We start from the raw sequence: 23525 nt of genomic DNA, 5'->3' as shown, positions 1-23525 counted from the left end.
CGTTCTTCACGTTAGCGGGCTGTAATGGCTTTAGATTTATAAGCCCCCAGGTCGTCGATATAGAGCAGGGTGTAGGGAATGTTCCGGCTCACACCAACTTTGGTCGGAACAAAGAGGCTGGAATATGGCCCGACCATCACTGAGTCAATCAACAGATTCTTTTTGCCTTTCTGATCAACATTGGCCAACGTAAAAAAGTAAGGACCTTTGTTGATAACCTTAAATCCCTTCCCTGCCGCCTGGAGTTCAATGAAGTCGGTGATGTTATTTGCGCTGCCGGTTAACCCTGCCGGGCGATAAAATAGCTTGATGCGCGATTTGATGGCTAATTGCAGCGTATTGACCCCTTGCAAATTTTCCGGCGTAGGCGGGATATCCAGCACATTCAAATAAAATACCGACTCACGACCGCCGGGGAGCTCCGCGCCCATTTTTTGTATGCGTAATTGCTGGCCATTATTTCCGGCAACTTTTACAACCGGCGGGGATAACAAGAACGGCACGTTTGCCGTTTCAGGCGTCGAGTTGATATCACCATCATCAATCCATGCCTGCACCAGTGCCGGATCGTCACCATTGTTGACTAACTGAACGATAACATCCTTGTTTTTTTCCGGATAAATAACGCGCGTTCCATTAATTACAATATTGGCATCGGCGCAAAAGCTGCTGAGAAACAATCCAGCAAAGATTAAGCACTGTTTCATAGTCACCCCAGATGCCAGGCCTTTGCCTTGGGCACAGGCCTGGCTTAATTGCAATTACAGGTAAGAAATGGTGTACGTCACGTTGGAACTCAATTCCCCCACTTTTGCTTCCAACGCATTGGTCTTGTAGTAATAGGCATCCAGCGTCAGCGTTTCGGCATCTGGCGCCGTTTTATCGCCTTTGATCTTGGTGACATAAGGCACGTTCAACGGAATCGGCGTGGATGAACCCGGCTCGGCCAGAGAAAAACCGACGTTTTTCGCTACGGCGGCGTCGCTTTCATTCACGGAGCTGTTCAGCAGATATTTTCCGTCGGTAGAGATATTATTCGCCGAAGAGAAGTAGATCTTCAGCGGCGTACCGGCCGTTCCCGCCGCCGGCGTGCAGCCGGAGAACGTCAGCGAGAAAGATTTCTTGTTTTTGGTGATGGGGCCGACAACGGTGCCCGCATCCGTCACGGAAATCGGGCTGAGCGCAACGGTAAAATCGGCGCTTTTCCCGCCATTGATGGTACAAGTGGTATCCGTAACGGCACCGCTAAACGAAATAACGCCACCGGCGGAATTATCTGCCGCCGTTGCGCCCACAGATGTTAACGCGGCAGCCAATACCGCCAAAGAGATGCCTTGCTTAATCATAATAAACCCCATTACTTTCTTCGCTGAGAGAGCATATATAAAATGACCTACACCATTAAACCGTTTAGAGGCTAACGAAGCTTAGGCAATAGCAGAGTATTGACAGCATCCTGCCATCTAAAAGTTTATATGTGGCGGTATATATTTATATATATCCAAGTGTATTCTAAAAGATATCCGGCAATGGGAAAAATCTCATTCACCGCCAGATGCAGAACATATTAATTCCAAAGACAAAAAAAATGCAACATCGAATCAAATAATTTTCATGACCATAAAAAAACGAATCGCGCAATGAGCGGAAAGATACGCGCCTTAAAAGAGTGAGTACGACAGGATACTTGCTGCGCAGGTTAAATAAATGTCGCCGTTTCCTCATAAAGCGCTTGTGGCATAAAAACAAAAAACCATTGAAATAAAAAGAAAAAAACACATAAAGAAAAATCTTAGATTCCTTCCCCCCTTATCCTCCCACGTAAAGTTTAGTTTTCCTCTACCTTAAAAATTTTCCGACCCACCGCTATAGGAGCAGCCCGAAAATGCGACACTCTTTGCATATCAATATCCAGACACACAAAAAACAGCGCCCACACTTTTCTTCGTTCAGTCGATAAGGCTGAATTCTTTCAGAGAAAAATATACCCTCCCATATAAATATAAATCCCACTTTTAAAGTAGATTTTAAAATATACCGAAAGGTAATTCATTTAAATAAATCGCCGTAAGGGTAAAACAAGATAGGGGAAAAGGGATGCATCTCAAGTAACGGCAGGAATAAAAAAACCCGAGCGCCACAGGCTCGGGTTTATAGCAAAACACACATTTGACGATCAGAGCGGCTTTTCAGTCCGTACAATGCCATGATTCTTCATCACTTCTTCCATCGTAAGGCTATCGTCATACGGCGTCTCATCCACCACGACGTCTTGCGGACGCACATAAGGTTTGGTCGCACGTTTGAACATCCACCACCACACGAATACTAGGAAAGCGCCGGACTTCAGAAAGATCATGGTCCATAAGGCGACTTGATACCAGTTCATCTCTGTCTCCATAGAGCATTAAGCGAAAATAGATAAGGCGGCGTTGATTATCGCGCCGGTCACGCCTGACACGAGCAGGCACCCGAGCAGCCGACCTTGATAAACGCATAATCTCACCGATGCGTAGCCCTTATCAATAGCCGATCGCGTTTCCTGGAAAGGCTTGCCGTTTTCTCCGCACGCAAAAGCAAAAAACCCCGTGCTCAGAGAGCACGGGGTCAGAATGTATGGCGGAGGAGCAGAGATTCGAACTCTGGAACGGTTTCCCGTCGACGGTTTTCAAGACCGTTGCCTTCAGCCACTCGGCCACCCCTCCGCAACGACGCGCACTATAAACAGACCTTATTCGCTTGTAAAGCCCGGGCGCGTTCAACCGCGCGAAAAATCAGCGAAGGCGCGGCAAACGGCGAACAAACACGCGTCCGCATCCCCGCTGTTGCCGTAATGATAACTAAGGGTAAAGATTGGTAAACAAACTTTAATCAACCGCTTGCGCTGCCTATTATCGGGATTATTTTGTGATGGCTTGATAAGAGAGAGCATTATGGACCGCATTGTCGTCTCATCTTCTTCGCGCGACTCGCTGCTCAGCACGCATAAAGTCCTGCGCAACACCTATTTCCTGTTATCCCTGACCCTGGCCTTCTCAGCCCTGACCGCCACCGCCAGCACGATGCTGGGGCTGCCGGCGCCGGGCTTGCTGCTGATGCTGGTTGGCTTCTACGGCCTGATGTTCCTGACCCATAAACTGGCCAACAGCCCAGCGGGCATCTTGGCGGCGTTCGCGCTGACCGGTTTCATGGGATATGCCCTCGGCCCAATCCTCAGCTCGTTCCTGAACGCCGGCGCGGGCGACCTGATCATGCTGGCACTGGGCGGCACCGCAGCGGTGTTCTTCTGCTGCTCGGCGTATGTGCTGACCACCCGTAAAGACATGTCGTTCCTGTCTGGCATGATGATGGCCGGTTTTGTGGTGCTGCTGGTGGCGGTGATCGCCAACCTGTTCCTGCAGATCCCTGCCCTGCACCTGGCTATCAGCGCGCTGTTCATCCTGTTCTCCGCCGGCGCGATCCTGTGGGAAACCAGCAACATCATTCATGGCGGCGAGACCAATTACATTCGCGCCACCGTTAGCCTGTACGTGTCGCTCTACAACATGTTCATCAGCCTGTTGAGCATTCTGGGCTTCGCCCGCAGCAACTGATCGCGTGTTACACCTGCCTTCCAGGCCCCGCTCCGGCGGGGCTTTGTTTTTTGCGGCTGAAAAAATTTGCTAAACTGGCGGCCGTTCCGAATTATCCGTTATCGAGGCAGTATGTTGGAGTTTGAAGGTCAGGTTATTGACACTGACGCGCAGGGCTATCTGAAAAACAGCGCCGACTGGCATGAAGGCCTGGCGCCGCTGCTGGCCGCGCAGGAAGAGATCGTGCTCACCGAAGCACACTGGGAAGTGGTGCGCTTCGTGCGCGACTTCTATCAGGAATTTAATACCTCACCGGCTATTCGCATGCTGGTCAAAGCGATGGCACAGAAATATGGCGAAGAAAAAGGCAACAGCCGCTATCTGTATCGCCTGTTCCCGAAAGGACCGGCCAAACAAGCCACCAAGATCGCCGGGTTGCCCAAACCGGTAAAATGCATCTGACCGCACCGCCCGCAGCGCCGCTGCAGGCGAGCGTTTAATAGCGAATGCCGAACCCATCGTAGTCAGCCACGCCCTGCGGCTCCACCAGCACGCGTTCGACGCGCGCGCTGCGCGGGCCGCCCTGTTTCAACCACTCCACCAGCCTATCCACCTGCGCCTGTGTGCCGCAGGCCACCACCTGGACACTGCCGTCATCAAGGTTGCGCGCATAGCCGGCCACCCCCAACGCCTCGGCCTGCCGCTGAGTGGAATAGCGAAACCCCACCCCCTGCACCACGCCATACACATACGCAGCAATGCAAACTTGTGTCATAATCGCCCCCTGTTATCTTCTCTAAAGAATAAAGGTGTATTGAGTATAGAAACTCAATACAAAGGATAAAGAGACAAGCGAGCGGAGAACAACAATCTGTCTAATAGAGGCCTGCATAAAAAGCAGACAGCCGAGTCCCCTCGGCCAGGATAGACCTTCTATTTTTCAGTCGGTGGCCAATTGGCCCTTTCCCCGTAAAAGAAAGAGTCGATAAATCTGCTTTTGCCACGTAAGCGGATAAATATGATGACAAGAGCGAAAATAATGGCCGTTACGCCGAGATAAAAACCTAACGAATCCTTAGCGACCATTGCTCCGACAAGCAAAATGGGCAACACATGCCAAAGATAAATAGGCAGAGATACCTGCCCCACTTTGACCACAAAGCCCTCATCTCTCAGCTTCAGACGCTTACACAAACTCACCATCAATAACAATAGTGCAGCATTAAATACAAACCATGAGGCGGCATCCAGCAGTGTCCCGTTCGGTTCATAGTACCCCAATATGCCTACAGATAACGCGATAGCGAACAACGCCAGCGGGTTACCGTAAAAATTCTTATCCCCGACCAGGAAACCTAATAAAAAGAAGGAGTAGTAATAATAGAAACGCTTATCACCAATGAATTTCAGCCAGGCATATTGGTTTTCCAGCGTGTCGGCGTAACAGTACCAGACAATAGACAATACGGCGGAAGTGAACAGAAAGAAACCGAGTAAGAAATTACTCTTGTAAATGACCATAGTATATAGCACAAATATGACCACTGCTGGGATATACCAAAGATGATAGTAGGGGTAGAGAAACAGACCGATGAGTTGCTTTAAACCTACTTCTTCTGAGGAGTAAAGAGAATAAACACTGTAAACAATGAACGCAAAAAAATAAGGGATAATCATGCGCCACTGATACTTTTTCAGCACGCTAATCACGCCGCCATCAATAAAATGACGCCGAACAAAGTAGCCCGTCACCCCGAGAAAAAGCGGCATGTGGAAATAATATATTGCCCCACGTAATCCAACATCAGCACTGCCAGGCAATACATGTCCCACGATGACGAGCAAGATAAGCAACCCTTTCAAAAAATCAAACGATAAGCTTCTTTCTTTAGTCATTTAAGAAAAATCCTAACATCTAAATAATAAACATCAGGTGCTCAATAACAGATTAAGTTAAGATTTTTGTCAATGCGAAAAAACCTAAAAATCACAAAAAACTTACAAAAAACTTACAAACCCATCGCCCGGAGGATAGGCTTTCCTCCGTGAGGCAAACGACAGTCTGAAGTCAATTACTACGATAATAAAAACTATAATAATCAATTAATTAACAAATTACCCCTCTTGAATGATAGGCTCTGCTTGCTCAAAACAAAGCGACCCGGTGTCGTTGTTCAAACATGACGTCGAGCTGCCAGACAACCGCGCTATCTCGATGTCGAGTAAAGCCGTCTGCTCTATCGTCAAGGATGGAAGAAACGTTAATGGCTTTTATTTTTCAATTTATCGAGCGACGTTGTAATGTTAGAAAAATCAACCGACTTGCGAACGACCTTCGTTTTATAACGATCATCATATTCAATCTGAGCACTCTTTACCTTTAAGAGCATCTCAATCACTCTGTCCGCTTGTTCACCATCGAAGCCAAAAGAACGGTTGCCGTAAAACCGCTCACCGTTGATCGACACTGCACCTGAATTTGGGTTCGCTGTGGGTGGGAATGAAATCTTATAATGCCCAGCCTGAATAGAAACCTTTAATATCCCATCACTTATAGCATTTTCATCCTCACTAAAAACCCACTCATTAGCTAATACTGTGTTAGCCGACATCAAAAAAATTAAAAATAAAAACAACCTCACTGGTGAACTCCCTTCAACTTATATTGTGCAAACAGTCAACAACACTATTAATTAAAATAAAAACATCACTCTCAGCCTTATTTACTATAAAGCTTAACGCCCCTGTCGAATACCGACGTCTACAGATAACGAGGCGCCTTCGCACGCTGTTCGACGTGCTTTCATCTCTTCCTCACTATAATACACCTATTTAAGTCGCCATTTCTTCCGTTTAAAGACTGCACTTTCTCTCTCTTCGGTGTGACGCCAGCAGAGATAACGCGATACAATCCGCACCAACTCGGTAGTGAACACCGTAGGATTCAGCTATGATGACGAACTTATTTTGGCAACTTTTTAAACCAGCCAATTAACCCATTGAATAAAAAGTAGTTTAACCATGCGCTTATATCTCGCCAAAGGACGTGAAAAGTCCTTACTCCGCCGTCACCCTTGGGTGTTCTCCGGTGCCGTTCAACGCGTTGAGGGCAAAGCCCACTCCGGTGAAACCATCGATATTCTCGACAGCCAGGGCAAATGGCTGGCTCGCGGCGCCTATTCGCCCGAGTCGCAGATCCGCGCACGCGTCTGGACTTTCCAGCAGGATGAAGAGATTAACATCGATTTCTTCATTCGCCGCCTGCAGCAAGCGCAAAGCTGGCGCGATTGGGTCGCACAGCGCGACGGTCTGGACGGATACCGTCTGATCGCCGGCGAATCCGACGGCCTGCCGGGCATCACTATCGATCGCTTCCAGAATTTCCTGGTGCTGCAGCTGCTGTCCGCCGGTGCCGAATACCAGCGCCCGGCCCTGCTTTCCGCCCTGCAGCATTGCTACCCGGAATGTTCGATTTACGATCGCTCCGACGTTGCGGTGCGTAAAAAAGAAGGCCTGCCGCTGGCGCAGGGCCCGGTGCTGGGCGATCTGCCGCCGGAACTGCTGCCTATCACCGAGCACGGCATGAAGCTGCTGGTGGACATTCAGCAAGGGCACAAGACCGGTTTCTACCTCGACCAGCGCGACAGTCGCCTGGCGGCGCGGAACTACTCTGCCGGCCGCCGGGTGCTGAACTGCTTCTCCTACACCGGCGCCTTCGCCGTTTCCGCTCTGATGGGCGGCTGCGCACAGGTGATCAGCGTGGATACCTCGCAGGCAGCGCTGGACATCGCCAAACAGAACGTCGAGCTCAACAAGCTCGATCTGAACAAGGCGGAGTTCGTTCGTGATGACGTGTTCCAACTGCTGCGCAACTACCGCGCTCAAGGCGAAAAATTCGATCTGATCATCATGGATCCGCCTAAATTCGTCGAGAACAAGAATCAGCTGGCCAGCGCCTGCCGCGGTTACAAGGACATCAACATGCTGGCGCTGCAGTTGCTGAATCCAGGCGGCATTCTGCTCAGCTTCTCCTGCTCCGGCCTGATGCCGACCGACCTGTTCCAGAAAATTTTGGCCGATGCCGCTGTAGATGCCGGACGTGATGTACAATTTATAGAACAGTTCCGCCAGGCTGCCGATCACCCGGTGATCGCCACGTATCCTGAGGGGCTGTATCTGAAAGGCTTCGCTTGTCGGGTGATGTAACTTGAAATGCGCTGCCTTGCCCCCATATATGAGCAAGGCATTGTTTCTCAGGAGGTCATCATGATTGCCAGCAAATTCGGTATCGGACAACAGGTTAGGCATAAACTGCTGGGGTATTTGGGCGTCGTGATCGATATCGACCCGGAATACTCTTTAGAACAACCCAAAGCTGACGAGATAGCGGCGAACGACGAACTGCGTTCCGCCCCTTGGTACCACGTGGTGATGGAGGACGAGGAAGGCCAACCGGTGCATACCTATCTGGCGGAAGCGCAGCTGGATGGCGAGCCCCAGGAAGCGCACCCCGAGCAACCATCGCTGGATGAACTGGCGGAATCCATCCGTCACCAGTTACAGGCGCCACGTTTGCGCAATTGACCGCGCCAAGACCTGAGAAACCCCGAGAGGGCCCGGCATCGCGCCAGGCCCTTTTTTTATTTAGCGCTCCAGCCCTAAACGCGGGATTTCGATTTTCGGGCAGCGATCCATCACCACCTGCAGCCCGGCCTGTTGCGCCAGCTCCGCCGCCTGATCGTTAATCACGCCGATCTGTAGCCACAGCGCCTTGGCGCCGATCGCTATCGCCTCTTGCGCCACGCCGTAAGCCGCCTCCGAATTGCGAAACACATCAACCATATCCACCGGCTGTGGGATAGCGGCCAGCGTGGCATAAACCGGCTGCCCCAGCAGCGTCTGCCCCGCCAGTTTTGGGCTGACCGGGATCACTTGATACCCTTGCGCCAACAGATACGCCATCACCCCATAGCTGGGCCGCGACGGGTTATCGCTGGCGCCCACCAGCGCGATGGTTTTCACCTGCTGCAACAGCTCAACAATCTCTTGATCTTGCATCTTCAACTCCCGTTTATCACTGCGTCACTTTCCATTTCGAGTGTAACCGATCGGCATTCGCTCGGTTAAACGCTAATGCGAAGGAAACTTCACCGCAATCTTATGGTCAGAGGCTGTCGCGGTTCAGCTGCGCACGGTCGTGTCTAAACGCGATAAAATATGTAAAAATGTAAACAAAATACCCGATTGAAAAATTTTGACACAACCTATGCCGTGTTCAACACTTAGAGCTACGTCACTTTATAAGGAGATAATGATGAAATTTGGTCTGGTGGTTGCGGCGTTGCTCAGCATCAGTATGCCTGCCGCGGCTACGACCCTGAAACTCTCCCCGGACATCGACCTGCTGGTGGTCGACGGCAAGAAAATGACAGGTTCGTTGTTAAAAGGCGCCGACAGCCTTGAACTGGACGGCGGGCAGCACCAGCTGCTGTTTAAAGTGACCAAAACCGTACGTTCCGGCCAGCATACACAGGCCTATACGTCCCTGCCGCTGGTTGCCACCTTCAATACGCAAAAGATTAGCCAAGTGGCGATCGAACTGCCGCGCATCGAGAACGATCGTGATGCGCAACGCTTTGACAGAACGTTGAATTATCTGGTGGTCGATAAAGACGGCAACGCCCTGCCGTTCCGACATGATGCGCTGCATCCCGACAGCGTCACCTTCAATACCGATTTGGAAAAGGTGATGACCGATTACAACCGCCAGAACCGCCCGGCCTCCGTTCCGGCCTTTGTTCAGGCGAACGCAGGCAATCCCTCAGCCCTCGCGTTGGCCGGCGCGCCGCTGAACGCCCCGACGGTAACGTTGAAAGGTGAAAACGTGTCGGAACAGATGTTGCAATACTGGTTCCAACAGGCCGACAAGGAAACACAGAAACGTTTTCTACGCTGGGCCAATAAACAACCGATTCGCTGATCCCTTCCGGCGTCTTTCCCCGTAAAGGCGCCTTTTCTTCGCATTTTCAGGCGCAAACGCTAGGCAGTGAAAAACAGTTTCAGTAATCTGTCGCACATCCCCCGATGAGCGAAGGACACCGAGATGGAATTGACTACCCGCACTATCGCCGCGCGCAAACACATTGCGCTGGTGGCGCACGATCACCGCAAACAAGCCCTATTGGAGTGGGTAGAAAGCCACAAGACTATTCTGGCGCAGCACCAGCTGTACGCCACCGGCACCACCGGTAATCTGATCCAGCGCGCCAGCGGCATTCCCGTCACCAGCATGCTGAGTGGCCCGATGGGCGGCGATCAGCAGGTTGGCGCACTGATTGCGGAAGGCAAGATAGACATGCTGATCTTCTTCTGGGACCCGCTGAACGCGGTGCCGCACGATCCGGACGTGAAGGCGCTACTGCGGCTGGCGACAGTATGGAATATTCCGGTGGCCACCAACCGCTCGACCGCCGATTTTCTGATCGACTCTCCGCTGTTCAAAAACGAGGTGGAGATCGCCATCCCCGACTATCAGCGCTACCTGCAAGACCGCCTGAAATAATCCTCACGGCCTGGCTGGCGCCAGGCCTGATGCCTACGGTTTTTTCTGCACCGGTACGCCAAGATCCTGCAGGTGTTCGACGAACACCGAAGGGCGTTCACGATCCTGCAACAGCCATACCTGATGTTTGGCGCGCGTCAACGCGACATACAATAGACGGCGCTCTTCGGCATCCGGGAAATCCTCCGGCTGCGGCAGTAGCACCTCTTCCAACACCGACTCGCGCGCCACGGCGGGGAAGCCGTCACGCCCCTCATGTAAACCGGCAATGATGACGTATTCCGCCTGCTGCCCTTTGCTGGCGTGGATGGTCATAAACTCCAGATCCAGCTTGGGCCAGCGGGTGCCCGCCTTCGCCAGCGCTTCCGGTTTCAGATGATGGTAACGCGCCAGCACCAGGATGCGCTCATCCGGCTTGGCGTAGCCGCTCAGTTTATCCAGCAAGGGCTCCAGCTGCTCGTGCGGCAGGATCGCCACCGACTTTTTATTGCCCTTGCTCAAGCTGTTGAGCGGTTTTTTCAGCTGGTGCGGGTTTTGCTGCACGAACCGGTTGGCCACCTCGCCGATACGTTCATTGAAGCGATAGGTGGTATCCAGCGCGCACTGCGCGCCTTCGCCGAAGTTCGTGGCGAAGGCCGTGGTTAACGTCAATTCTGCGCCGCTAAAGCGATAAATCGCCTGCCAGTCATCCCCCACCGCAAACAGGCAGGTCTGCTTGTTCTGTCGGCGCAATGCCGCCAGCAACAGCGCACGCTGCGGTGAGATATCCTGAAACTCGTCGACCAGAATATGTTTCCACGGGCTGACGAAGCGCCCCTTGTCGAGAATGTTGACCGCCTGATGGATAAGGCCGGAGAAGTCCACCGCCCCTTCCTCTTTCAAGGCGCTTTTCCAGGCTTTCAGCAGCGGCGCCATCAGCCGGATACGTTTTGAGAACAGATCGCGGATGTCTTCATCCGCCTGCTCAATCATTTCCGACTGGCTGCCGCCGTGCATGCGCATCAGCCCCAACCAGCGTTCCAACCGGCTTGCCAGGCGATCCGCCAGGCGCTTATCCTGCCAGAAGTCGCCTTCCGGCACTTCCCATTCCAGCTCTTCGGTCAACCATTGACGCCACCCCTTGGCCTGCGCTTTCTTCTCCGCGCACTGTTGGCGCCAATGGGTAATCAGCAGCTCTTTGCGCGCTTTGGCATCGGTTTCCAACCGGCTGATGGCCGGGGCCTTGCGGCTGCCTTGTTGAATGATTTGCAGCGCCAAGGCATGGAAGGTCTTGGCCTGAATGCCGACATCACCCAAACGTTCTTTGATGCGGTCGTTCATCTCGCCAGCGGCCTGGCGGCCGAAAGCCAACAGCAAGATTTGGCCCGGCTGCGCTTCCTGACGGCGCAGCAGCCAGCCGGCGCGCGCCACCAGCACCGACGTTTTGCCGCTGCCGGCCCCCGCCAATACCAGAACGGAATCCTCGCCGTTGACCACCGCGCGGCTCTGGGAGTCATTGAGCGGTGAGCTTTCGACGGTCTGGAAGAAGTCGTGATGTTGCTCCAGCATGCGATCGGTCCACTGCCGGTTGCGTTGTTCGACGCTGCGTAACCCCTGCTGCAGCCATTGCAGACACAGTTGGTAATCGGCCCGGCAGTTATCGAATTCCTCCAGACGCGTCACCGGCATCGGCAGCGCGGAGAAAGCCTCACGGATTTGCTGTTGCAGCTTGCCCAGCTCAGACTTTTTGAACCATTTATCTTGCTGCTCTATGCGCTGAATCTGTGCCACCTGCTGCTGCAACACGCCGGCACTGACCTCACTCATTTCGGCGCTCCACTGCTGCCACGCCTGCTGCAGATAGTGATAAAAACGCTGCGTTTCCTGCCATTCGGTGCCGTGCAGCCGCACCACTTTTTCGTCCGGCAATTCAAATTCCAGCTCGCCCCAGACGATGCCGCGCTTGCACCTGACCTGAATCAGTTGATTGAAGGGGATCAGGTATTCATGTTTTTCCCCGCTCACCTCAACGCCGGCGTGCAGCAACCGCACGCGGTTATAAGGGTGCTGAGCCAGGTGTTTCCCCAGCGATGTCGCTTTAAGTTCCATATCGTCGCGCCATGACTATGTTGAGATTAAATAACGGATATCTGCCAGTTTACCTGCGATAAGCAGTGGCACTCTAGCGCTAAAAAAAGGGTAGAATAGATTTTGCGTTTTTATCGTGAATACGCCCGCATCGCGGTTTGGCTATCATTAGAGCAGAATGACGTCTATGCGTACTGTACTGAATATTCTTAATTTTGTGTTGGGCGGTTTCTTCACCACGCTAGGCTGGCTTATTGCTACGGTGTTCAGCGTGCTGCTTGTCATCACACTGCCGCTTACCCGCTCCTGTTGGGAAATCACCAAGCTGTCGCTGGTGCCGTTCGGCAACGAAGCGATACACGTCGATGAACTGTATCCGGAAAAAAGCAATGCGCTGCTCTCCGCTGGCGGCTCGCTGCTCAACATTATCTGGCTGGTGCTGTTCGGCTGGTGGCTGTGCCTGTCACACATCGCCGCCGGTATCGTGCAATGCGTTTCAATCATCGGCATTCCAGTCGGCATCGCCAATTTCAAAATAGCCGCCATCGCGCTGTGGCCGGTGGGACGCCGCGTCGTCTCGGTAGAAATGGCTCAGCAAGCCCGTATTGAGAATGCTCGCCGCCACTATCAACAGCGTTAATTTTTTCTCCGTTTGAGGAGTTTTTCGTGCGCTCTTTTGCACCCGCAGTTCGTCGTTATACTTACAACAGCAACCTGCTGTATCACTTGCGCATCCTCATTGCGCTGATCGGCACCACCGCCGTTCCCTGGTGGCTCGGCATTCCCAAGCTGACTATCCCGTTAACGCTGGGCGTGGTGGCAGCCGCCCTGACCGATTTGGATGACCGCCTGGCCGGCAGGTTACGCAACCTGCTTATCACGCTGGTGTGCTTCTTTGTTGCCTCCGCCTCGATCGAGCTGCTGTTCCCTTATCCCTGGTTGTTCGCCCTTGGCTTAACCACGTCGACCTGCGGTTTTATCCTGCTCGGCGCCTTGGGGCAGCGTTATGCCACCATCGCCTTCGGCGCGCTGCTGATCGCGGTTTACACCATGCTCGGCACCTCGATGTACGATGCCTGGTATCAGCAACCGCTGCTGCTGGTGATCGGCGCGCTGTGGTACAACCTGCTGACGTTGGCAGGCCACCTGCTGTTCCCGATCCGGCCGCTGCAAGAGAACCTGGCGCGCTGTTACGATCAACTGGCCAACTATCTGGATGCCAAAGCCAATCTGTTCGATCCCGACGCCGAACGCGACGCCGACCTGCCATGGATGGATGTCGCAATGGCCAACAGCGCCTTGGTCGCGTTGCTTAACCAAACCAAAGCCTCGCTGCTGACGCGCCTGAAAGGCGATCGTGGCCAGCGCGGCACCCGCCGCACCTTGCACTACTATTTTGTCGCGCAGGATATCCACGAGCGTGCCAGCTCTTCCCACGTTCAGTACCACGCGCTCAGCCGGCAATTTCGTCACAGCGACATTTTGTTCCGCTTCCAGCGTCTGCTGAGCATGCAGGCACGCGCCTGCCGCCAATTGGCACAATCGATCCTGCTGCGGCAAAAGTACCAGCACAATCCGCGCTTTGAACCGGCTTTCAGCCGCATTCAGGAGGCGTTGGCGCGCATCGCCGAAACCCAGGGCAATAACGAGCAGACCAAGGCGCTGGCGCATCTGTTGAAAAACCTGCATGCGATCGATGCGCAGCTGGCCAATATCGAATCAGAGCAGACGCTGGCCAGCGGGCAAGCGGAAGAGAACAGCCTGGCCGACGACCGCTTAACCGGCTGGAGCGATATTCGGTTGCGCATCAGCCGCCATTTGACGCCGCAGTCGGCCCTGTTCCGCCATGCGATCCGCATGTCTGTGGTACTGTGCGTGGGTTACGCCTTCATCCAGTTCACGGGTATGCAGCACGGTTACTGGATCCTGTTGACCAGCCTGTTCGTCTGTCAACCGAACTACAACGCTACCCGCCGACGCCTGGCGCTACGCATCATCGGTACCCTGGCCGGTATCCTGATCGGCCTGCCAATCCTCTATTTCGTGCCGTCAATGGAAGGGCAACTGGTGTTGATCGTCATCACCGGCGTTCTGTTCTTCGCTTTCCGCACCGTACAATATGCCCACGCGACGATGTTCATCACGCTGCTGGTGCTGTTGTGTTTTAACCTGTTGGGCGAAGGATTCGAAGTGGCAGCCCCGCGCGTTTACGATACCTTGCTGGGCTGTGCCATCGCCTGGGCGGCAGTCAGCTTTATCTGGCCGGACTGGAAGTTCCGCCAACTGCCGGCGGTGGTGGATAAAACGCTGAATGCCAACTGCCGTTATCTGGACGCCATTCTGGTGCAATACCACCAGGGTAAGGATAACGGCCTCGCTTACCGCATCGCGCGACGTGATGCCCACAACAGCGATGCCGAACTGGCTTCGGTCATCTCCAACATGTCCGCCGATCCCAAAGCCGACAAAGCGCTGCAGGAAGCCGCCTTCCGCTTGCTCTGTCTGAACCACACGCTCCTGAGCTATATCTCCGCATTGGGGGCGCACCGCGAGCGGCTGAATACCCCGGCCACGCTCGATCTGCTCAATGACGCCGTGTGTTACGTGGACGGCGCCTTGCATCAGGAAGAACGGAACAGCCAGCGCATTGCGCAGGCGTTGGAACAGCTGGCGGAGCGCATCAGCAAAGCCGTTCCGGAACCTGAAAGCAAAGAACAATTGGTCTTGCAGCAGGTGGGATTGGTGCTCGAGCTGCTGCCAGAGCTCACCGCGCTGCATGCCCAAATCAATAAGGCAGCCTAACTATTCAGGGCCCGTTCGATGGGCCCTGAATAACCGGCTCATGCCCATGGCGGCGCATCGCCATCGTATGATCGAACCAACGCACTAGCTCGCTGCGTAATTCGGCCGGCAACGCCGCCTGATGATAACCGGCTATCGCCCCGCCCAGCGACAGCAGCACTCGTAGCCCCAAATTAGTCTGCTGTTTCAATAAACGGAGATAGCTGCGTTTGGCGCCATGCAGCCGCAGGTCATAAGCGTTGCGAATGCCCGCTCGCCACAGCAGACGTTCCATATTAACGTCAATATTCGGCAATGCCTTCAGTCGGCCGTGATCGCCAGCCTTAAGCCGCTGCTCCCGGCGCGCCTCCCTGACAGCCTGCCAGGCCAGCCCCACCAGCTCGTTGCGTTCCCGCCACAGCGACTCGTCAACCCAGTAATAACGCAAAGTGATGGGCGCTCCACGCTTGGAGTAGACCATATTGACCATCCCTCTGGCACGAAAGGCCGGTTCCATGCTCGCCGTAGCCCGCAAGTACAGCTCGCCGTCCGCTATCACCGCAAACATTACCCCCTCGGCCAGCAGGCCGTAGCCACCAAACTGTGACCGTGTTGTGATGGCTCCCAGCACCGCAAAGCAATTTTTAGCCTGCGCGATTCTTCTCGTCGACATCCTTTTCATAGCGTTCCTCCTTTTTAGGTTCTGGCCGTATTATTTCTCTCATCAATGAAAAAAGTAACGTGAACAACTAATTAGAAAAATACGCACTATCCGCCCGCCTGCCAATCACAAAAATCATCGGTACAAAAAATGATCGCAATTATGCGAGCCGCTACGAAAATTTGGGTTGATCTTATCCTAAATCAGGGATACTGTATAAACATACAGTAACACGACGGGCGGGAACTTTATGCGTACTCAATCACTCTACCAACCTCATTTCGGCCATGGCTCTTATACAGCGCGCAATGTTGCGAAGAACACAGATGTCGGCAAAGAAAATGGCTTGATCAGTGAACTTGTTTACAACGAGCGCCAGCCCGCAGTGGCCCAATTGCTGTTGCCCCTGCTGCAACAACTGGGCAAACAGTCTCGCTGGCTTCTGTGGCTGACGCCGCAGCAAAAATTAAGCAAACAATGGCTGCAGCAATCCGGCCTGCCTGTAGATAAGATGATGCAATTGAGCCAGATCAGCCCGGTGAATACGGTCGAGGCAATGGAAAAAGCGCTGCAAACGGGAAATTACAGCGTGGTTCTCGGCTGGTTGCCTGAGCTAACGGAGGAGGATCGTCTAAAATTAAGACGTGCGGCAGAATTGGGTAATGCCTATGGGTTTATCATGCGGCCTCAACGTGACATTAACCCGACTCACGGACACTGTTCCACCCTAAAAATTCACTCTTCTTTGTATCATTAAGTAAATTTAGGATTTTTCCCATCATTTTCGCACCCCCTAAGCGGAACCTTTGCGTGGGAAGGCACAAAGCTAGTCCGGCTGCGGTTTGGCAAGCAAAAATGCTCGATGAATCGCCGTTTTTTTAGGCAAAGAATGTTAGCAAATATGTACGATTCCGCGTTTTTTTTTAGAGCCTTATCACATCACACTTGTAACTTTCGCGCCACGTTGTAGACTTTACATCGCCAAGGTTGCTCTATAACGTCAGAAAAACTGGCGAGTAACAAACGAGGGCTTAAACCTTGGCGAAGGAATTTAACCAAGGGCTTAAACAGCTTTAAAGCTCATTGCCTATTTGGATGATAACGAGGCGCAAAATGAAAAAGACAGCTATCGCATTAGCAGTGGCACTGGCAGGTTTCGCTACCGTAGCGCAAGCCGCTCCAAAAGATAACACCTGGTACACCGGTGCTAAACTGGGCTGGTCCCAGTACCACGACACTGGTTTCTACGGTAACGGTTACCAGAACGGTATCGGCAACGGCCCAACCCACAAAGATCAGCTGGGTGCCGGCGCGTTCCTGGGCTACCAGGCAAACCAATACCTGGGCTTCGAGCTGGGCTATGACTGGCTCGGCCGCATGCCTTACAAAGGCAGCGTGAACAACGGTGCTTTCAAAGCGCAGGGCGTTCAACTGGCCGCTAAACTGAGCTACCCAATTGCTGACGATCTGGACATCTACACTCGTCTGGGTGGTATGGTATGGCGTGCAGACTCCAAAGCTAACTACGGCCGTACTGGCCAGCGCCTGAGCGACCACGACACCGGCGTTTCTCCGCTGGCTGCTGTTGGTGTTGAATACGCACTGACCAAAAACTGGGCTACTCGCCTGGATTACCAGTTCGTAAGCAACATCGGTGACGCAGGTACCGTTGGCGCACGTCCAGACAACACCATGCTGAGCCTGGGCGTTTCTTACCGCTTCGGTCAGGATGACGTAGTTGCTCCAGCACCAGCTCCAGCTCCGGCTCCAGTTGTTGAAACCAAGCGTTTCACTCTGAAGTCTGACGTGCTGTTCAACTTCAACAAGTCTACTCTGAAAGCAGAAGGCCAGCAGGCTCTGGATCAGCTGTACACCCAGCTGAGCTCCATGGATCCTAAAGATGGTTCTGTAGTTGTTCTGGGTTACACCGACGCTGTTGGTTCTGACCAGTACAACCAGAAACTGTCCGAACAGCGCGCACAAAGCGTTGTTGACTACCTGGTCTCCAAAGGCATCCCGTCAGACAAAATCTCTGCACGTGGTATGGGTGAAGCAGATGCAGTTACTGGCAACACCTGTGGCTACAAATCTGGCCGCGCTACCAAAGCTCAGATCGCTTGCCTGGCACCAGATCGTCGCGTAGAGATCGAAGTTAAAGGTATCAAAGACGTTGTAACTCAGCCTCAGGGCTAAGTTTACTCGCCTAATAAAAAACCCCGCCTAGCGGGGTTTTTTTTCGTCCTATTGTTGCCACAACCTTTCAAGGTCAAACGCCACAAAGGCGCTCTCACGCACTTACTTGGGATCTTTGCCAAGAATCGCCTTCAAGTCTTCTTTCAACGATGACATCTGGTTTGCATACTTTTCTTTGCGTTCAGCGTCTTCGATAAGTTGCACGACGGTTTCCGAAAGCGTAACGCCACGGCGGCGCGCCAGAGCAGCTAATCGTTGCCAAACCAAAAACTCCAGATCGATAGATTTTTTACGCGTATGCTGATGTTCTGCGTTAAAATGACGTTTGCGGCGGGCGCGGATTGTTTGCTTCATCCGGTTATCCAGTTCCGGATTCATATGAGCGGCAATCCATGCAAGTACCTTTACCGGCTCATTTTCCAGCTTCAGCAGCTCGTTAACCGCTTCCTGAGCAGCGCTGTTTTCAATGTAGCGGGTAATAAGCTCCCCTTCCCGGTGCTTCTTCACCAGGTACTTCCATTTCCAACCGCTCTCTAGATTTTCCAGTTGCTGATATTTCATCTTGAGCTCTTCAGTGACCGCGTAACTTCAAATAAGCATAACAGCTTTGCGCCGAATTTCCCCGGCAATTAAGCCGTCTTTTAGACTGTTTTTTGCACAGTCACCGCGTGATGTCAAACTCCCTGATGCCAACTGGCACTCCGCATGTATCAAGCCGCCGTTATTCTTGTATAATCGCCCTTTCCCTTTTTAACGATTGCATCTAACACTTTGACCAATAACCGACTTGAATGGCAATCTTTATTGCCGGACGTAACGCCTTATCAGGCGATATTTGATACCGCCGCTCAGTTGGCACCCGTGCCCTTTTCCGCCATTCAGCCTCGGCTGGAAAATGCCCTGACGCTATTTTGCCACCCTCAATCGCCACCGCGATTCATGCTGTTGAAAGCGCAAGAAACGCGAGAATACCTGGAACTGATCGCTAACGCCGTCAAACCGCTGCTGCCGCAAAACACGGCATGCCGCGGCAGCCACTATGTCATTCAGGATGGCAAGGTCAGCGTAGAGCCTGCCAGCCATGGCGATGAACCTTTCGCTGCCGGCGGTGCTTGCGTGTTCCAAGAGTGGATTGAACCGGAGCAGCTGTTTGGTTGCGTGCGGATCCACAATGGCGACATCACTCTGCAGCCCGGCCTGGTGCACCAGGCCAACGGCGGTATTCTGATCCTGTCAGCCCGGGCGCTGCTGGCCCAGCCGTTGCTATGGCTGCGGTTGAAGCAAATGATCGGCCAGCGTCAGTTCCATTGGGTTTCGCCTGACGAAACCCGCCCGCTGCCGGTTGCTATTCCGCCGATGCCGCTGGATCTGCGGCTGATTGTGGTCGGCGACCGCCACGGCCTGGCCGATTTCCACGATATCGAGCCAGAACTGAGTGAACAAGCGGTCTATGGCGAATATGAAGACGATCTGCAACTGACTGAAGTTGATGATATGGCGCAGTGGTGCGGCTACGTCAACGGTGTGATCGCCGAGCGGCAGTTACCGATGTTGGCGGCCGATGCCTGGCTGCCGCTGATCGTTCAGGCGGTGCGTTATAGTGGCGATCAGGGCATCCTGCCACTCTCGCCGGTTTGGCTTGGGCAGCAGTTGTCCGAAGCTGCACTGTACGCCGAAGAAGACCGCATTACGGCCAAAGCGTTTGAAGCGGCATTGAATGCCCGCGAATGGCGTGAAAGCTATCTGGCCGAGCGTATGCAGGATGAGATCGAGCTGGGTCAGATCCTGATTGAGACCGAGGGCGAAGTGGTCGGGCAGATCAACGGTCTGTCAGTCCTGGATTATCCGGGCCATCCACGCAGCTTTGGTGAACCGTCGCGCATCAGTTGCGTTGTGCATCTCGGCGACGGCGAGTTCACCGACGTCGAGCGCAAAGCCGAACTGGGCGGCAACCTGCATGCTAAAGGCATGATGATCATGCAGGCGTTCCTGATCGCCGAACTGGATCTTGATCAGCAACTGCCCTTCTCCGCTTCCATCGTCTTTGAGCAATCTTATGGTGAAGTGGACGGTGACAGCGCCTCGCTGGCTGAGCTGTGCGCATTGATCAGCGCCCTGTCACAGCAACCGATCACCCAACAGATCGCCGTCACCGGCTCCGTCGACCAATTTGGCAACGTACAGCCGATAGGTGGCGTTAACGAAAAGATCGAAGGTTTCTTCGAGGTTTGTTTACGCCGCGGCCTGACGGGCAAACAGGGTGTCGTCTTGCCCGCAACCAACGTGCGCCACCTGTGCTTGCGCCAGGATATCGTCGACGCGGTACGCGAAGGGCAATTCCATCTGTGGGCGGTAGAGAGCGCGGCGGAAGCCTTGCCTTTACTCACAGGTTGCCTCTACTCTGACGAACAACAGCCGAATTTGTTGGCGGCCATTCAGGAACGGATTGCGCAGGTGAGCCTGCAGGAACGCCGCCGTCCGTGGCCGCTACGCTGGCTCAACTGGTTCAACCACGGCTGATCGGACTTGTTCAGCGTACACGTGTTAGCTAACCTGCGTCCTTCATTAAAATAAGGCTTACTGAGAACATGGTAGATAAACGCGATTCCTATACGAAAGAAGACCTCGAAGCATCCGGTCGTGGCGAGCTGTTCGGCGCCGGTGGCCCACCGTTGCCGGCGGGTAACATGTTGATGATGGACCGCGTGGTCAAAATGACCGAAGACGGCGGGACTCACAACAAAGGTTATGTGGAAGCGGAGCTGGATATTAATCCGGACCTATGGTTCTTCGGTTGCCACTTTATCGGCGATCCGGTCATGCCTGGCTGCCTGGGCCTGGATGCGATGTGGCAGCTGGTCGGTTTCTACCTCGGTTGGCTGGGTGGCGAAGGCAAAGGCCGCGCGCTGGGCGTCGGTGAAGTCAAGTTCACCGGCCAGGTGCTGCCAACCGCGAAGAAGGTAACCTATCGTATTAACTTCAAACGCGTCATTACCCGCAAGCTGATCATGGGCGTCGCCGATGGCGAAGTGCTGGTTGACGGTGAAGTGATCTATACCGCCACCGATCTGAAAGTGGGCCTGTTCAAAGATACCACCGCATTCTAATCACGCTGGCGGGAAGGCGGCCACTGCCTTCTCTTCTAACGCTCTTCGCATGCCATCACGTCGAAACGTGATGGCATTTCTTTCTCTTACTTCCCGACTTTCAAAGACCATCCGCATCTTCTTTTAGCCGCCGTCGGCGTTATGGAATATCTCATCACGTTGGCATTGATGCTGGGTGTACCTTATTTCATCGCCCTTCACCGAAATGTCTTCCCCCATAGGTCTTTACCCTATTCTTACCCGAAGCGGCCAAAGCAATAGGCAGCCTGAAAGGCGGCCTCCCTCACTACCCGCATCAGTGCAATAGCGCTTTTTTTGCATCCGGTTATTCTCTTGCCCCTCAAGATCCTCTAACATGACTAGCATAGTAACTACAATTATTGTACTTAGTGAGAAAGGTATGCAAAAAACCCGCTTTAGCGATGCACCTTGCCCCGTCGCGCGTTCATTAGATCGCGTCGGGGAATGGTGGAGCATTCTGATCCTGCGTGATGCCTTTCAGGGGTTGTCCAAATTCGACGAATTCCAACAAAGTCTGGGTATGTCACCCACGCTACTGGCGCGTCGCCTGAAGGATTTGGTGGCCCACGGCATTCTGTATAAAGAACGTTATCAAACGCGGCCGGTGCGCTATCACTACCTGCTTACTGAGCGCGGCAACGATTTTCTCCCGGTGTTGGCGGCGCTCTCACAATGGGGCAACAATCATCTGACCGACGGGGACGTCAGCGCCCTGTTGGTCGACGGACGCAACGATCGGCCGATCCAAGTCCAGTTGGTCAATCGTGATACCCAACAGCCGGTGCCGCCGCAGTTCATTACGCTGGCGCCAGGGCCGGCGGCAAGCGATGGCATATATCAACGCGCCGAACTGATGCGGCAGCGGCGCCTCGCCGATTTACCCGAATTTACCAAGGAGCCATCATGAGCAATTGTCGTATCGTCATTACCGGCATGGGCGCCGTTTCACCGCTAGGGTGCGGTATTGAAGCCATCTGGCAACGTTTGTTAAAAGGAGAATCCGGCATTCGAGCGTTGCCTGACGAGATCGTTGCAGATTTACCGGTCAAGGTCGGAGGACAAGTCCCGGCGCTGGCGCAAGATGCTGAAGCGGGCTTCAACCCCGACGCCTCCGTCGCCCCCAAGGACCAAAAGAAAATGGACCGCTTTATCCTGTTTGCTATGGCGGCGGCGGATGAAGCCATTCGTCAGGCCGGCTGGATAGCCGATACGGACGAAAAACAAGAGCGCACAGCCACCGTCATTGCCTCGGGTATTGGCGGTTTCCCGGCGATTGCCCAGGCGGTGCGCACAACCGACAGCCGCGGAGCCAAACGGCTGTCGCCGTTCACCATCCCCTCATTCCTGGTCAATCTGGCGGCCGGCCACGTTTCAATCAAACACCACTTCAAGGGGCCGATTGGCGCGCCGGTCACCGCCTGTGCCGCCGGCGTGCAAGCCATTGGCGACGCAGTGCGTATGATCCGCAATGATGAAGCCGATATCGCCGTGTGCGGCGGTACCGAAGCCGCTATAGATACCGTCAGCCTGGGCGGGTTCGCCGCCGCGCGCGCCATGTCCACCGCTCCGGCCGAATTGGCGCAACAGGCCTCTCGGCCCTTCGACAGCGCCCGGGACGGATTTGTCATGGGGGAAGGCGCCGGCATGCTGGTGATTGAAACGCTGGAACACGCGCTGGCGCGCGGCGCCACCCCGCTCGCGGAAATCGTCGGCTATGGCACCAGCGCCGACGCCTACCACATGACATCCGGCGCTGAAGACGGCAACGGCGCCTATCGGGCGATGAAAATCGCGTTGAAGCAGGCGAACGTCGTTCCCGAGGAGGTACAGCATTTAAATGCGCACGCGACATCGACACCCGTAGGGGATTTGGGCGAAATCAACGCCATCAAACACCTGTTTGGCACGGCCGGGACTGTCGCCGTAACCTCAACAAAATCAGCGACGGGGCACCTGCTGGGCGCCGCCGGCGGGCTGGAAACCATCTTTACCGCCTTGGCTCTGCGCGATCAGATAGCCCCTGCCACGCTAAATCTGGATAACCCCGATCCGGCGGCGGCAGGCTTGCATCTGGTCGCGAAACAGGCGGAATCGATGAATATGACCTACGCCTTATCAAACGGCTTCGGCTTTGGCGGCGTGAATGCGAGTATTTTGCTGAAGCGCTGGCAGGATAAATAAACGCCTGAAACAAAAACCTCCGCCAAAGGGCGGAGGTTATTCCTTTTATTTGACAGGGAGCCGCTTAAGCGGTCACAGCCCTGTCTTCCATGGCTTCTCGCCAACCTCCCAGCCATTGAGACCGGGCGTCCACCGATGATTGGTAGGGACAATGTTCCCTGGAACGCCCTAAAATACCTGCCTGATACCCTCTCGAATGCGCCCTTTCCAGACGATCGCGTTTCTGTCTCTTCATGCCTCGTTTCCCTCATTTTGGTCTGGTGGAAAGAAAACAATGGCTGCTTTTTGCGCAGCCACGAGTAATCAATAGCGCTAAAAGAAGAGAAGATCAATGCGCAAAATTCACGCCAATGTCATATTTGTGAGCTACGCCCGAGGAA

General features: G+C 53.9%; 25 protein-coding genes and 1 tRNA gene. 14 read left to right on the top strand and 12 right to left on the bottom strand.

From position 1 onward, the window contains the following. Nucleotides 1-11: 11 nt before the first annotated feature. From GUC32_RS08770 to GUC32_RS08755, 4 genes are all read right to left on the bottom strand, one after another. On the bottom strand, nucleotides 12-707 hold the full coding sequence (locus GUC32_RS08770) for a molecular chaperone (RefSeq protein ID WP_089180750.1): 696 nt from the start codon (nucleotides 705-707) through the stop codon (nucleotides 12-14). 54 nt (nucleotides 708-761) lie between these two features. Next, a complete protein-coding gene (locus tag GUC32_RS08765; protein ID WP_025302320.1) occupies nucleotides 762-1346 on the bottom strand; it encodes a fimbrial protein in 585 nt (194 codons plus the stop codon). 830 nt (nucleotides 1347-2176) lie between these two features. Next, a complete protein-coding gene (locus tag GUC32_RS08760; protein WP_025302319.1) occupies nucleotides 2177-2389 on the bottom strand; it encodes a hypothetical protein in 213 nt (70 codons plus the stop codon). 228 nt (nucleotides 2390-2617) lie between these two features. Further along, nucleotides 2618-2705, bottom strand: a tRNA-Ser gene (locus GUC32_RS08755). A 228-nt stretch (nucleotides 2706-2933) separates the two neighbouring features. Between GUC32_RS08755 and yccA the strand changes: the two genes are divergently transcribed. Then, nucleotides 2934-3593: an FtsH protease modulator YccA gene (gene yccA / locus GUC32_RS08750; protein ID WP_004928091.1), complete on the top strand. Its 660-nt coding sequence runs from the start codon at nucleotides 2934-2936 to the stop codon at nucleotides 3591-3593. Between the two features lie 111 nt (nucleotides 3594-3704). Then, the gene (gene tusE / locus GUC32_RS08745; protein WP_004928095.1) at nucleotides 3705-4034 is read left to right on the top strand and encodes a sulfurtransferase TusE; all 330 of its coding nucleotides are present in this window, start codon (nucleotides 3705-3707) and stop codon (nucleotides 4032-4034) included. 34 nt (nucleotides 4035-4068) lie between these two features. Here the strand turns inward: tusE and yccX are convergent, their stop codons facing one another. The 3 genes from yccX to GUC32_RS08730 all read right to left on the bottom strand — a co-directional run bounded on the left by yccX (nucleotide 4069) and on the right by GUC32_RS08730 (nucleotide 6214). Continuing rightward, nucleotides 4069-4347, bottom strand: a complete 279-nt coding sequence (gene yccX / locus GUC32_RS08740) for an acylphosphatase (RefSeq protein WP_060432835.1) — start codon at nucleotides 4345-4347, stop codon at nucleotides 4069-4071. 158 nt (nucleotides 4348-4505) lie between these two features. Beyond that, nucleotides 4506-5468, bottom strand: coding sequence for an acyltransferase family protein (locus GUC32_RS08735; RefSeq protein WP_260515224.1), 963 nt, complete (start codon nucleotides 5466-5468; stop codon nucleotides 4506-4508). 365 nt (nucleotides 5469-5833) lie between these two features. Continuing rightward, the gene (locus GUC32_RS08730) at nucleotides 5834-6214 is read right to left on the bottom strand and encodes a hypothetical protein (protein WP_197770820.1); all 381 of its coding nucleotides are present in this window, start codon (nucleotides 6212-6214) and stop codon (nucleotides 5834-5836) included. A 379-nt stretch (nucleotides 6215-6593) separates the two neighbouring features. Between GUC32_RS08730 and rlmI the strand changes: the two genes are divergently transcribed. Continuing rightward, nucleotides 6594-7778: a 23S rRNA (cytosine(1962)-C(5))-methyltransferase RlmI gene (gene rlmI / locus GUC32_RS08725; protein ID WP_197770821.1), complete on the top strand. Its 1185-nt coding sequence runs from the start codon at nucleotides 6594-6596 to the stop codon at nucleotides 7776-7778. Between the two features lie 60 nt (nucleotides 7779-7838). Further along, nucleotides 7839-8156 carry a heat shock protein HspQ gene (gene hspQ / locus GUC32_RS08720; protein ID WP_004928104.1) on the top strand — a complete coding sequence of 106 codons (318 nt, stop codon included), beginning with the start codon at nucleotides 7839-7841 and terminating at the stop codon, nucleotides 8154-8156. A 60-nt stretch (nucleotides 8157-8216) separates the two neighbouring features. Here the strand turns inward: hspQ and GUC32_RS08715 are convergent, their stop codons facing one another. Beyond that, nucleotides 8217-8630, bottom strand: coding sequence for a CoA-binding protein (locus GUC32_RS08715; RefSeq protein ID WP_025302316.1), 414 nt, complete (start codon nucleotides 8628-8630; stop codon nucleotides 8217-8219). 256 nt (nucleotides 8631-8886) lie between these two features. Here GUC32_RS08715 and GUC32_RS08710 point away from each other — a divergent pair, with 256 nt between their 5' ends. Together GUC32_RS08710 and GUC32_RS08705 are read left to right on the top strand one after the other, a co-directional pair. Beyond that, entirely contained in the window at nucleotides 8887-9552 is a 666-nt protein-coding gene (locus tag GUC32_RS08710; RefSeq protein ID WP_025302315.1) for a DUF2057 family protein, read from the top strand. 123 nt (nucleotides 9553-9675) lie between these two features. Beyond that, nucleotides 9676-10134 (top strand): methylglyoxal synthase, encoded by a 459-nt coding sequence (locus GUC32_RS08705; protein ID WP_016928284.1) that lies wholly within the window; start codon nucleotides 9676-9678, stop codon nucleotides 10132-10134. A gap of 33 nt (nucleotides 10135-10167) precedes the next feature. Here GUC32_RS08705 and helD read toward each other — a convergent pair whose 3' ends face one another. Beyond that, nucleotides 10168-12222: a DNA helicase IV gene (gene helD / locus GUC32_RS08700; RefSeq protein ID WP_049208049.1), complete on the bottom strand. Its 2055-nt coding sequence runs from the start codon at nucleotides 12220-12222 to the stop codon at nucleotides 10168-10170. Between the two features lie 166 nt (nucleotides 12223-12388). On the opposite strand from helD, the gene GUC32_RS08695 reads away from it, so the two are divergent. Further along, a complete protein-coding gene (locus GUC32_RS08695; RefSeq protein WP_025302313.1) occupies nucleotides 12389-12841 on the top strand; it encodes a YccF domain-containing protein in 453 nt (150 codons plus the stop codon). Between the two features lie 26 nt (nucleotides 12842-12867). Further along, on the top strand, nucleotides 12868-15003 hold the full coding sequence (gene yccS / locus GUC32_RS08690) for a YccS family putative transporter (protein ID WP_197818979.1): 2136 nt from the start codon (nucleotides 12868-12870) through the stop codon (nucleotides 15001-15003). Between the two features lie 4 nt (nucleotides 15004-15007). Here the strand turns inward: yccS and GUC32_RS08685 are convergent, their stop codons facing one another. Next, nucleotides 15008-15664 carry a TfoX/Sxy family DNA transformation protein gene (locus GUC32_RS08685; RefSeq protein ID WP_369435683.1) on the bottom strand — a complete coding sequence of 219 codons (657 nt, stop codon included), beginning with the start codon at nucleotides 15662-15664 and terminating at the stop codon, nucleotides 15008-15010. Between the two features lie 229 nt (nucleotides 15665-15893). Between GUC32_RS08685 and sulA the strand changes: the two genes are divergently transcribed. Both sulA and ompA read left to right on the top strand, forming a co-directional pair. Further along, nucleotides 15894-16400: an SOS-induced cell division inhibitor SulA gene (gene sulA, locus GUC32_RS08680; RefSeq protein ID WP_025302310.1), complete on the top strand. Its 507-nt coding sequence runs from the start codon at nucleotides 15894-15896 to the stop codon at nucleotides 16398-16400. A gap of 356 nt (nucleotides 16401-16756) precedes the next feature. Then, a complete protein-coding gene (ompA, locus tag GUC32_RS08675) occupies nucleotides 16757-17836 on the top strand; it encodes a porin OmpA (protein ID WP_015377358.1) in 1080 nt (359 codons plus the stop codon). Between the two features lie 102 nt (nucleotides 17837-17938). On the opposite strand, the gene matP is transcribed toward ompA, so the two are convergent. Beyond that, the gene (gene matP / locus GUC32_RS08670; RefSeq protein ID WP_004928138.1) at nucleotides 17939-18397 is read right to left on the bottom strand and encodes a macrodomain Ter protein MatP; all 459 of its coding nucleotides are present in this window, start codon (nucleotides 18395-18397) and stop codon (nucleotides 17939-17941) included. 210 nt (nucleotides 18398-18607) lie between these two features. On the opposite strand from matP, the gene GUC32_RS08665 reads away from it, so the two are divergent. The 4 genes from GUC32_RS08665 (at nucleotide 18608) to fabF (ending at nucleotide 23145) form a co-directional block, all read left to right on the top strand. Then, the gene (locus GUC32_RS08665) at nucleotides 18608-20356 is read left to right on the top strand and encodes a Lon protease family protein (protein ID WP_162495999.1); all 1749 of its coding nucleotides are present in this window, start codon (nucleotides 18608-18610) and stop codon (nucleotides 20354-20356) included. Between the two features lie 68 nt (nucleotides 20357-20424). After that, nucleotides 20425-20943: a bifunctional 3-hydroxydecanoyl-ACP dehydratase/trans-2-decenoyl-ACP isomerase gene (gene fabA, locus GUC32_RS08660; protein WP_004928144.1), complete on the top strand. Its 519-nt coding sequence runs from the start codon at nucleotides 20425-20427 to the stop codon at nucleotides 20941-20943. Nucleotides 20944-21343: 400 nt separating this feature from the next. Next, complete coding sequence (locus tag GUC32_RS08655) at nucleotides 21344-21871, top strand: helix-turn-helix domain-containing protein (protein ID WP_025302308.1); 528 nt, start codon at nucleotides 21344-21346, stop codon at nucleotides 21869-21871. Further along, the gene (fabF, locus tag GUC32_RS08650; RefSeq protein ID WP_025302307.1) at nucleotides 21868-23145 is read left to right on the top strand and encodes a beta-ketoacyl-ACP synthase II; all 1278 of its coding nucleotides are present in this window, start codon (nucleotides 21868-21870) and stop codon (nucleotides 23143-23145) included. The genes GUC32_RS08655 and fabF overlap by 4 nt, the downstream gene beginning before the upstream one ends. 64 nt (nucleotides 23146-23209) lie before the next feature. On the opposite strand, the gene rmf is transcribed toward fabF, so the two are convergent. Continuing rightward, nucleotides 23210-23380: a ribosome modulation factor gene (gene rmf, locus GUC32_RS08645; RefSeq protein WP_004928150.1), complete on the bottom strand. Its 171-nt coding sequence runs from the start codon at nucleotides 23378-23380 to the stop codon at nucleotides 23210-23212. Nucleotides 23381-23525: the final 145 nt, after the last annotated feature.

Source organism: Serratia sp. NGAS9 (genome assembly GCF_009905295.1).
GTDB lineage: Bacteria > Pseudomonadota > Gammaproteobacteria > Enterobacterales > Enterobacteriaceae > Serratia > Serratia bockelmannii.
This window is presented reverse-complemented; position numbering and strand designations above follow the sequence as displayed.

Excerpts from the sequence above, each read along its gene's own strand:
- GUC32_RS08770 (WP_089180750.1), bottom strand. The coding sequence starts at position 707 with ATGAAACAGTGCTTAATCTTTGCTGGATTGTTTCTCAGCAGCTTTTGC.
- GUC32_RS08765 (WP_025302320.1), bottom strand. The coding sequence starts at position 1,346 with ATGATTAAGCAAGGCATCTCTTTGGCGGTATTGGCTGCCGCGTTAACA.
- GUC32_RS08760 (WP_025302319.1), bottom strand. The coding sequence starts at position 2,389 with ATGAACTGGTATCAAGTCGCCTTATGGACCATGATCTTTCTGAAGTCC.
- yccA (WP_004928091.1), top strand. The coding sequence starts at position 2,934 with ATGGACCGCATTGTCGTCTCATCTTCTTCGCGCGACTCGCTGCTCAGC.
- tusE (WP_004928095.1), top strand. The coding sequence starts at position 3,705 with ATGTTGGAGTTTGAAGGTCAGGTTATTGACACTGACGCGCAGGGCTAT.
- yccX (WP_060432835.1), bottom strand. The coding sequence starts at position 4,347 with ATGACACAAGTTTGCATTGCTGCGTATGTGTATGGCGTGGTGCAGGGG.
- GUC32_RS08735 (WP_260515224.1), bottom strand. The coding sequence starts at position 5,468 with ATGACTAAAGAAAGAAGCTTATCGTTTGATTTTTTGAAAGGGTTGCTT.
- rlmI (WP_197770821.1), top strand. The coding sequence starts at position 6,594 with ATGCGCTTATATCTCGCCAAAGGACGTGAAAAGTCCTTACTCCGCCGT.
- hspQ (WP_004928104.1), top strand. The coding sequence starts at position 7,839 with ATGATTGCCAGCAAATTCGGTATCGGACAACAGGTTAGGCATAAACTG.
- GUC32_RS08715 (WP_025302316.1), bottom strand. The coding sequence starts at position 8,630 with ATGCAAGATCAAGAGATTGTTGAGCTGTTGCAGCAGGTGAAAACCATC.
- GUC32_RS08710 (WP_025302315.1), top strand. The coding sequence starts at position 8,887 with ATGAAATTTGGTCTGGTGGTTGCGGCGTTGCTCAGCATCAGTATGCCT.
- GUC32_RS08705 (WP_016928284.1), top strand. The coding sequence starts at position 9,676 with ATGGAATTGACTACCCGCACTATCGCCGCGCGCAAACACATTGCGCTG.
- helD (WP_049208049.1), bottom strand. The coding sequence starts at position 12,222 with ATGGAACTTAAAGCGACATCGCTGGGGAAACACCTGGCTCAGCACCCT.
- GUC32_RS08695 (WP_025302313.1), top strand. The coding sequence starts at position 12,389 with ATGCGTACTGTACTGAATATTCTTAATTTTGTGTTGGGCGGTTTCTTC.
- GUC32_RS08685 (WP_369435683.1), bottom strand. The coding sequence starts at position 15,664 with ATGAAAAGGATGTCGACGAGAAGAATCGCGCAGGCTAAAAATTGCTTT.
- sulA (WP_025302310.1), top strand. The coding sequence starts at position 15,894 with ATGCGTACTCAATCACTCTACCAACCTCATTTCGGCCATGGCTCTTAT.
- ompA (WP_015377358.1), top strand. The coding sequence starts at position 16,757 with ATGAAAAAGACAGCTATCGCATTAGCAGTGGCACTGGCAGGTTTCGCT.
- matP (WP_004928138.1), bottom strand. The coding sequence starts at position 18,397 with ATGAAATATCAGCAACTGGAAAATCTAGAGAGCGGTTGGAAATGGAAG.
- fabA (WP_004928144.1), top strand. The coding sequence starts at position 20,425 with ATGGTAGATAAACGCGATTCCTATACGAAAGAAGACCTCGAAGCATCC.
- GUC32_RS08655 (WP_025302308.1), top strand. The coding sequence starts at position 21,344 with ATGCAAAAAACCCGCTTTAGCGATGCACCTTGCCCCGTCGCGCGTTCA.
- fabF (WP_025302307.1), top strand. The coding sequence starts at position 21,868 with ATGAGCAATTGTCGTATCGTCATTACCGGCATGGGCGCCGTTTCACCG.
- rmf (WP_004928150.1), bottom strand. The coding sequence starts at position 23,380 with ATGAAGAGACAGAAACGCGATCGTCTGGAAAGGGCGCATTCGAGAGGG.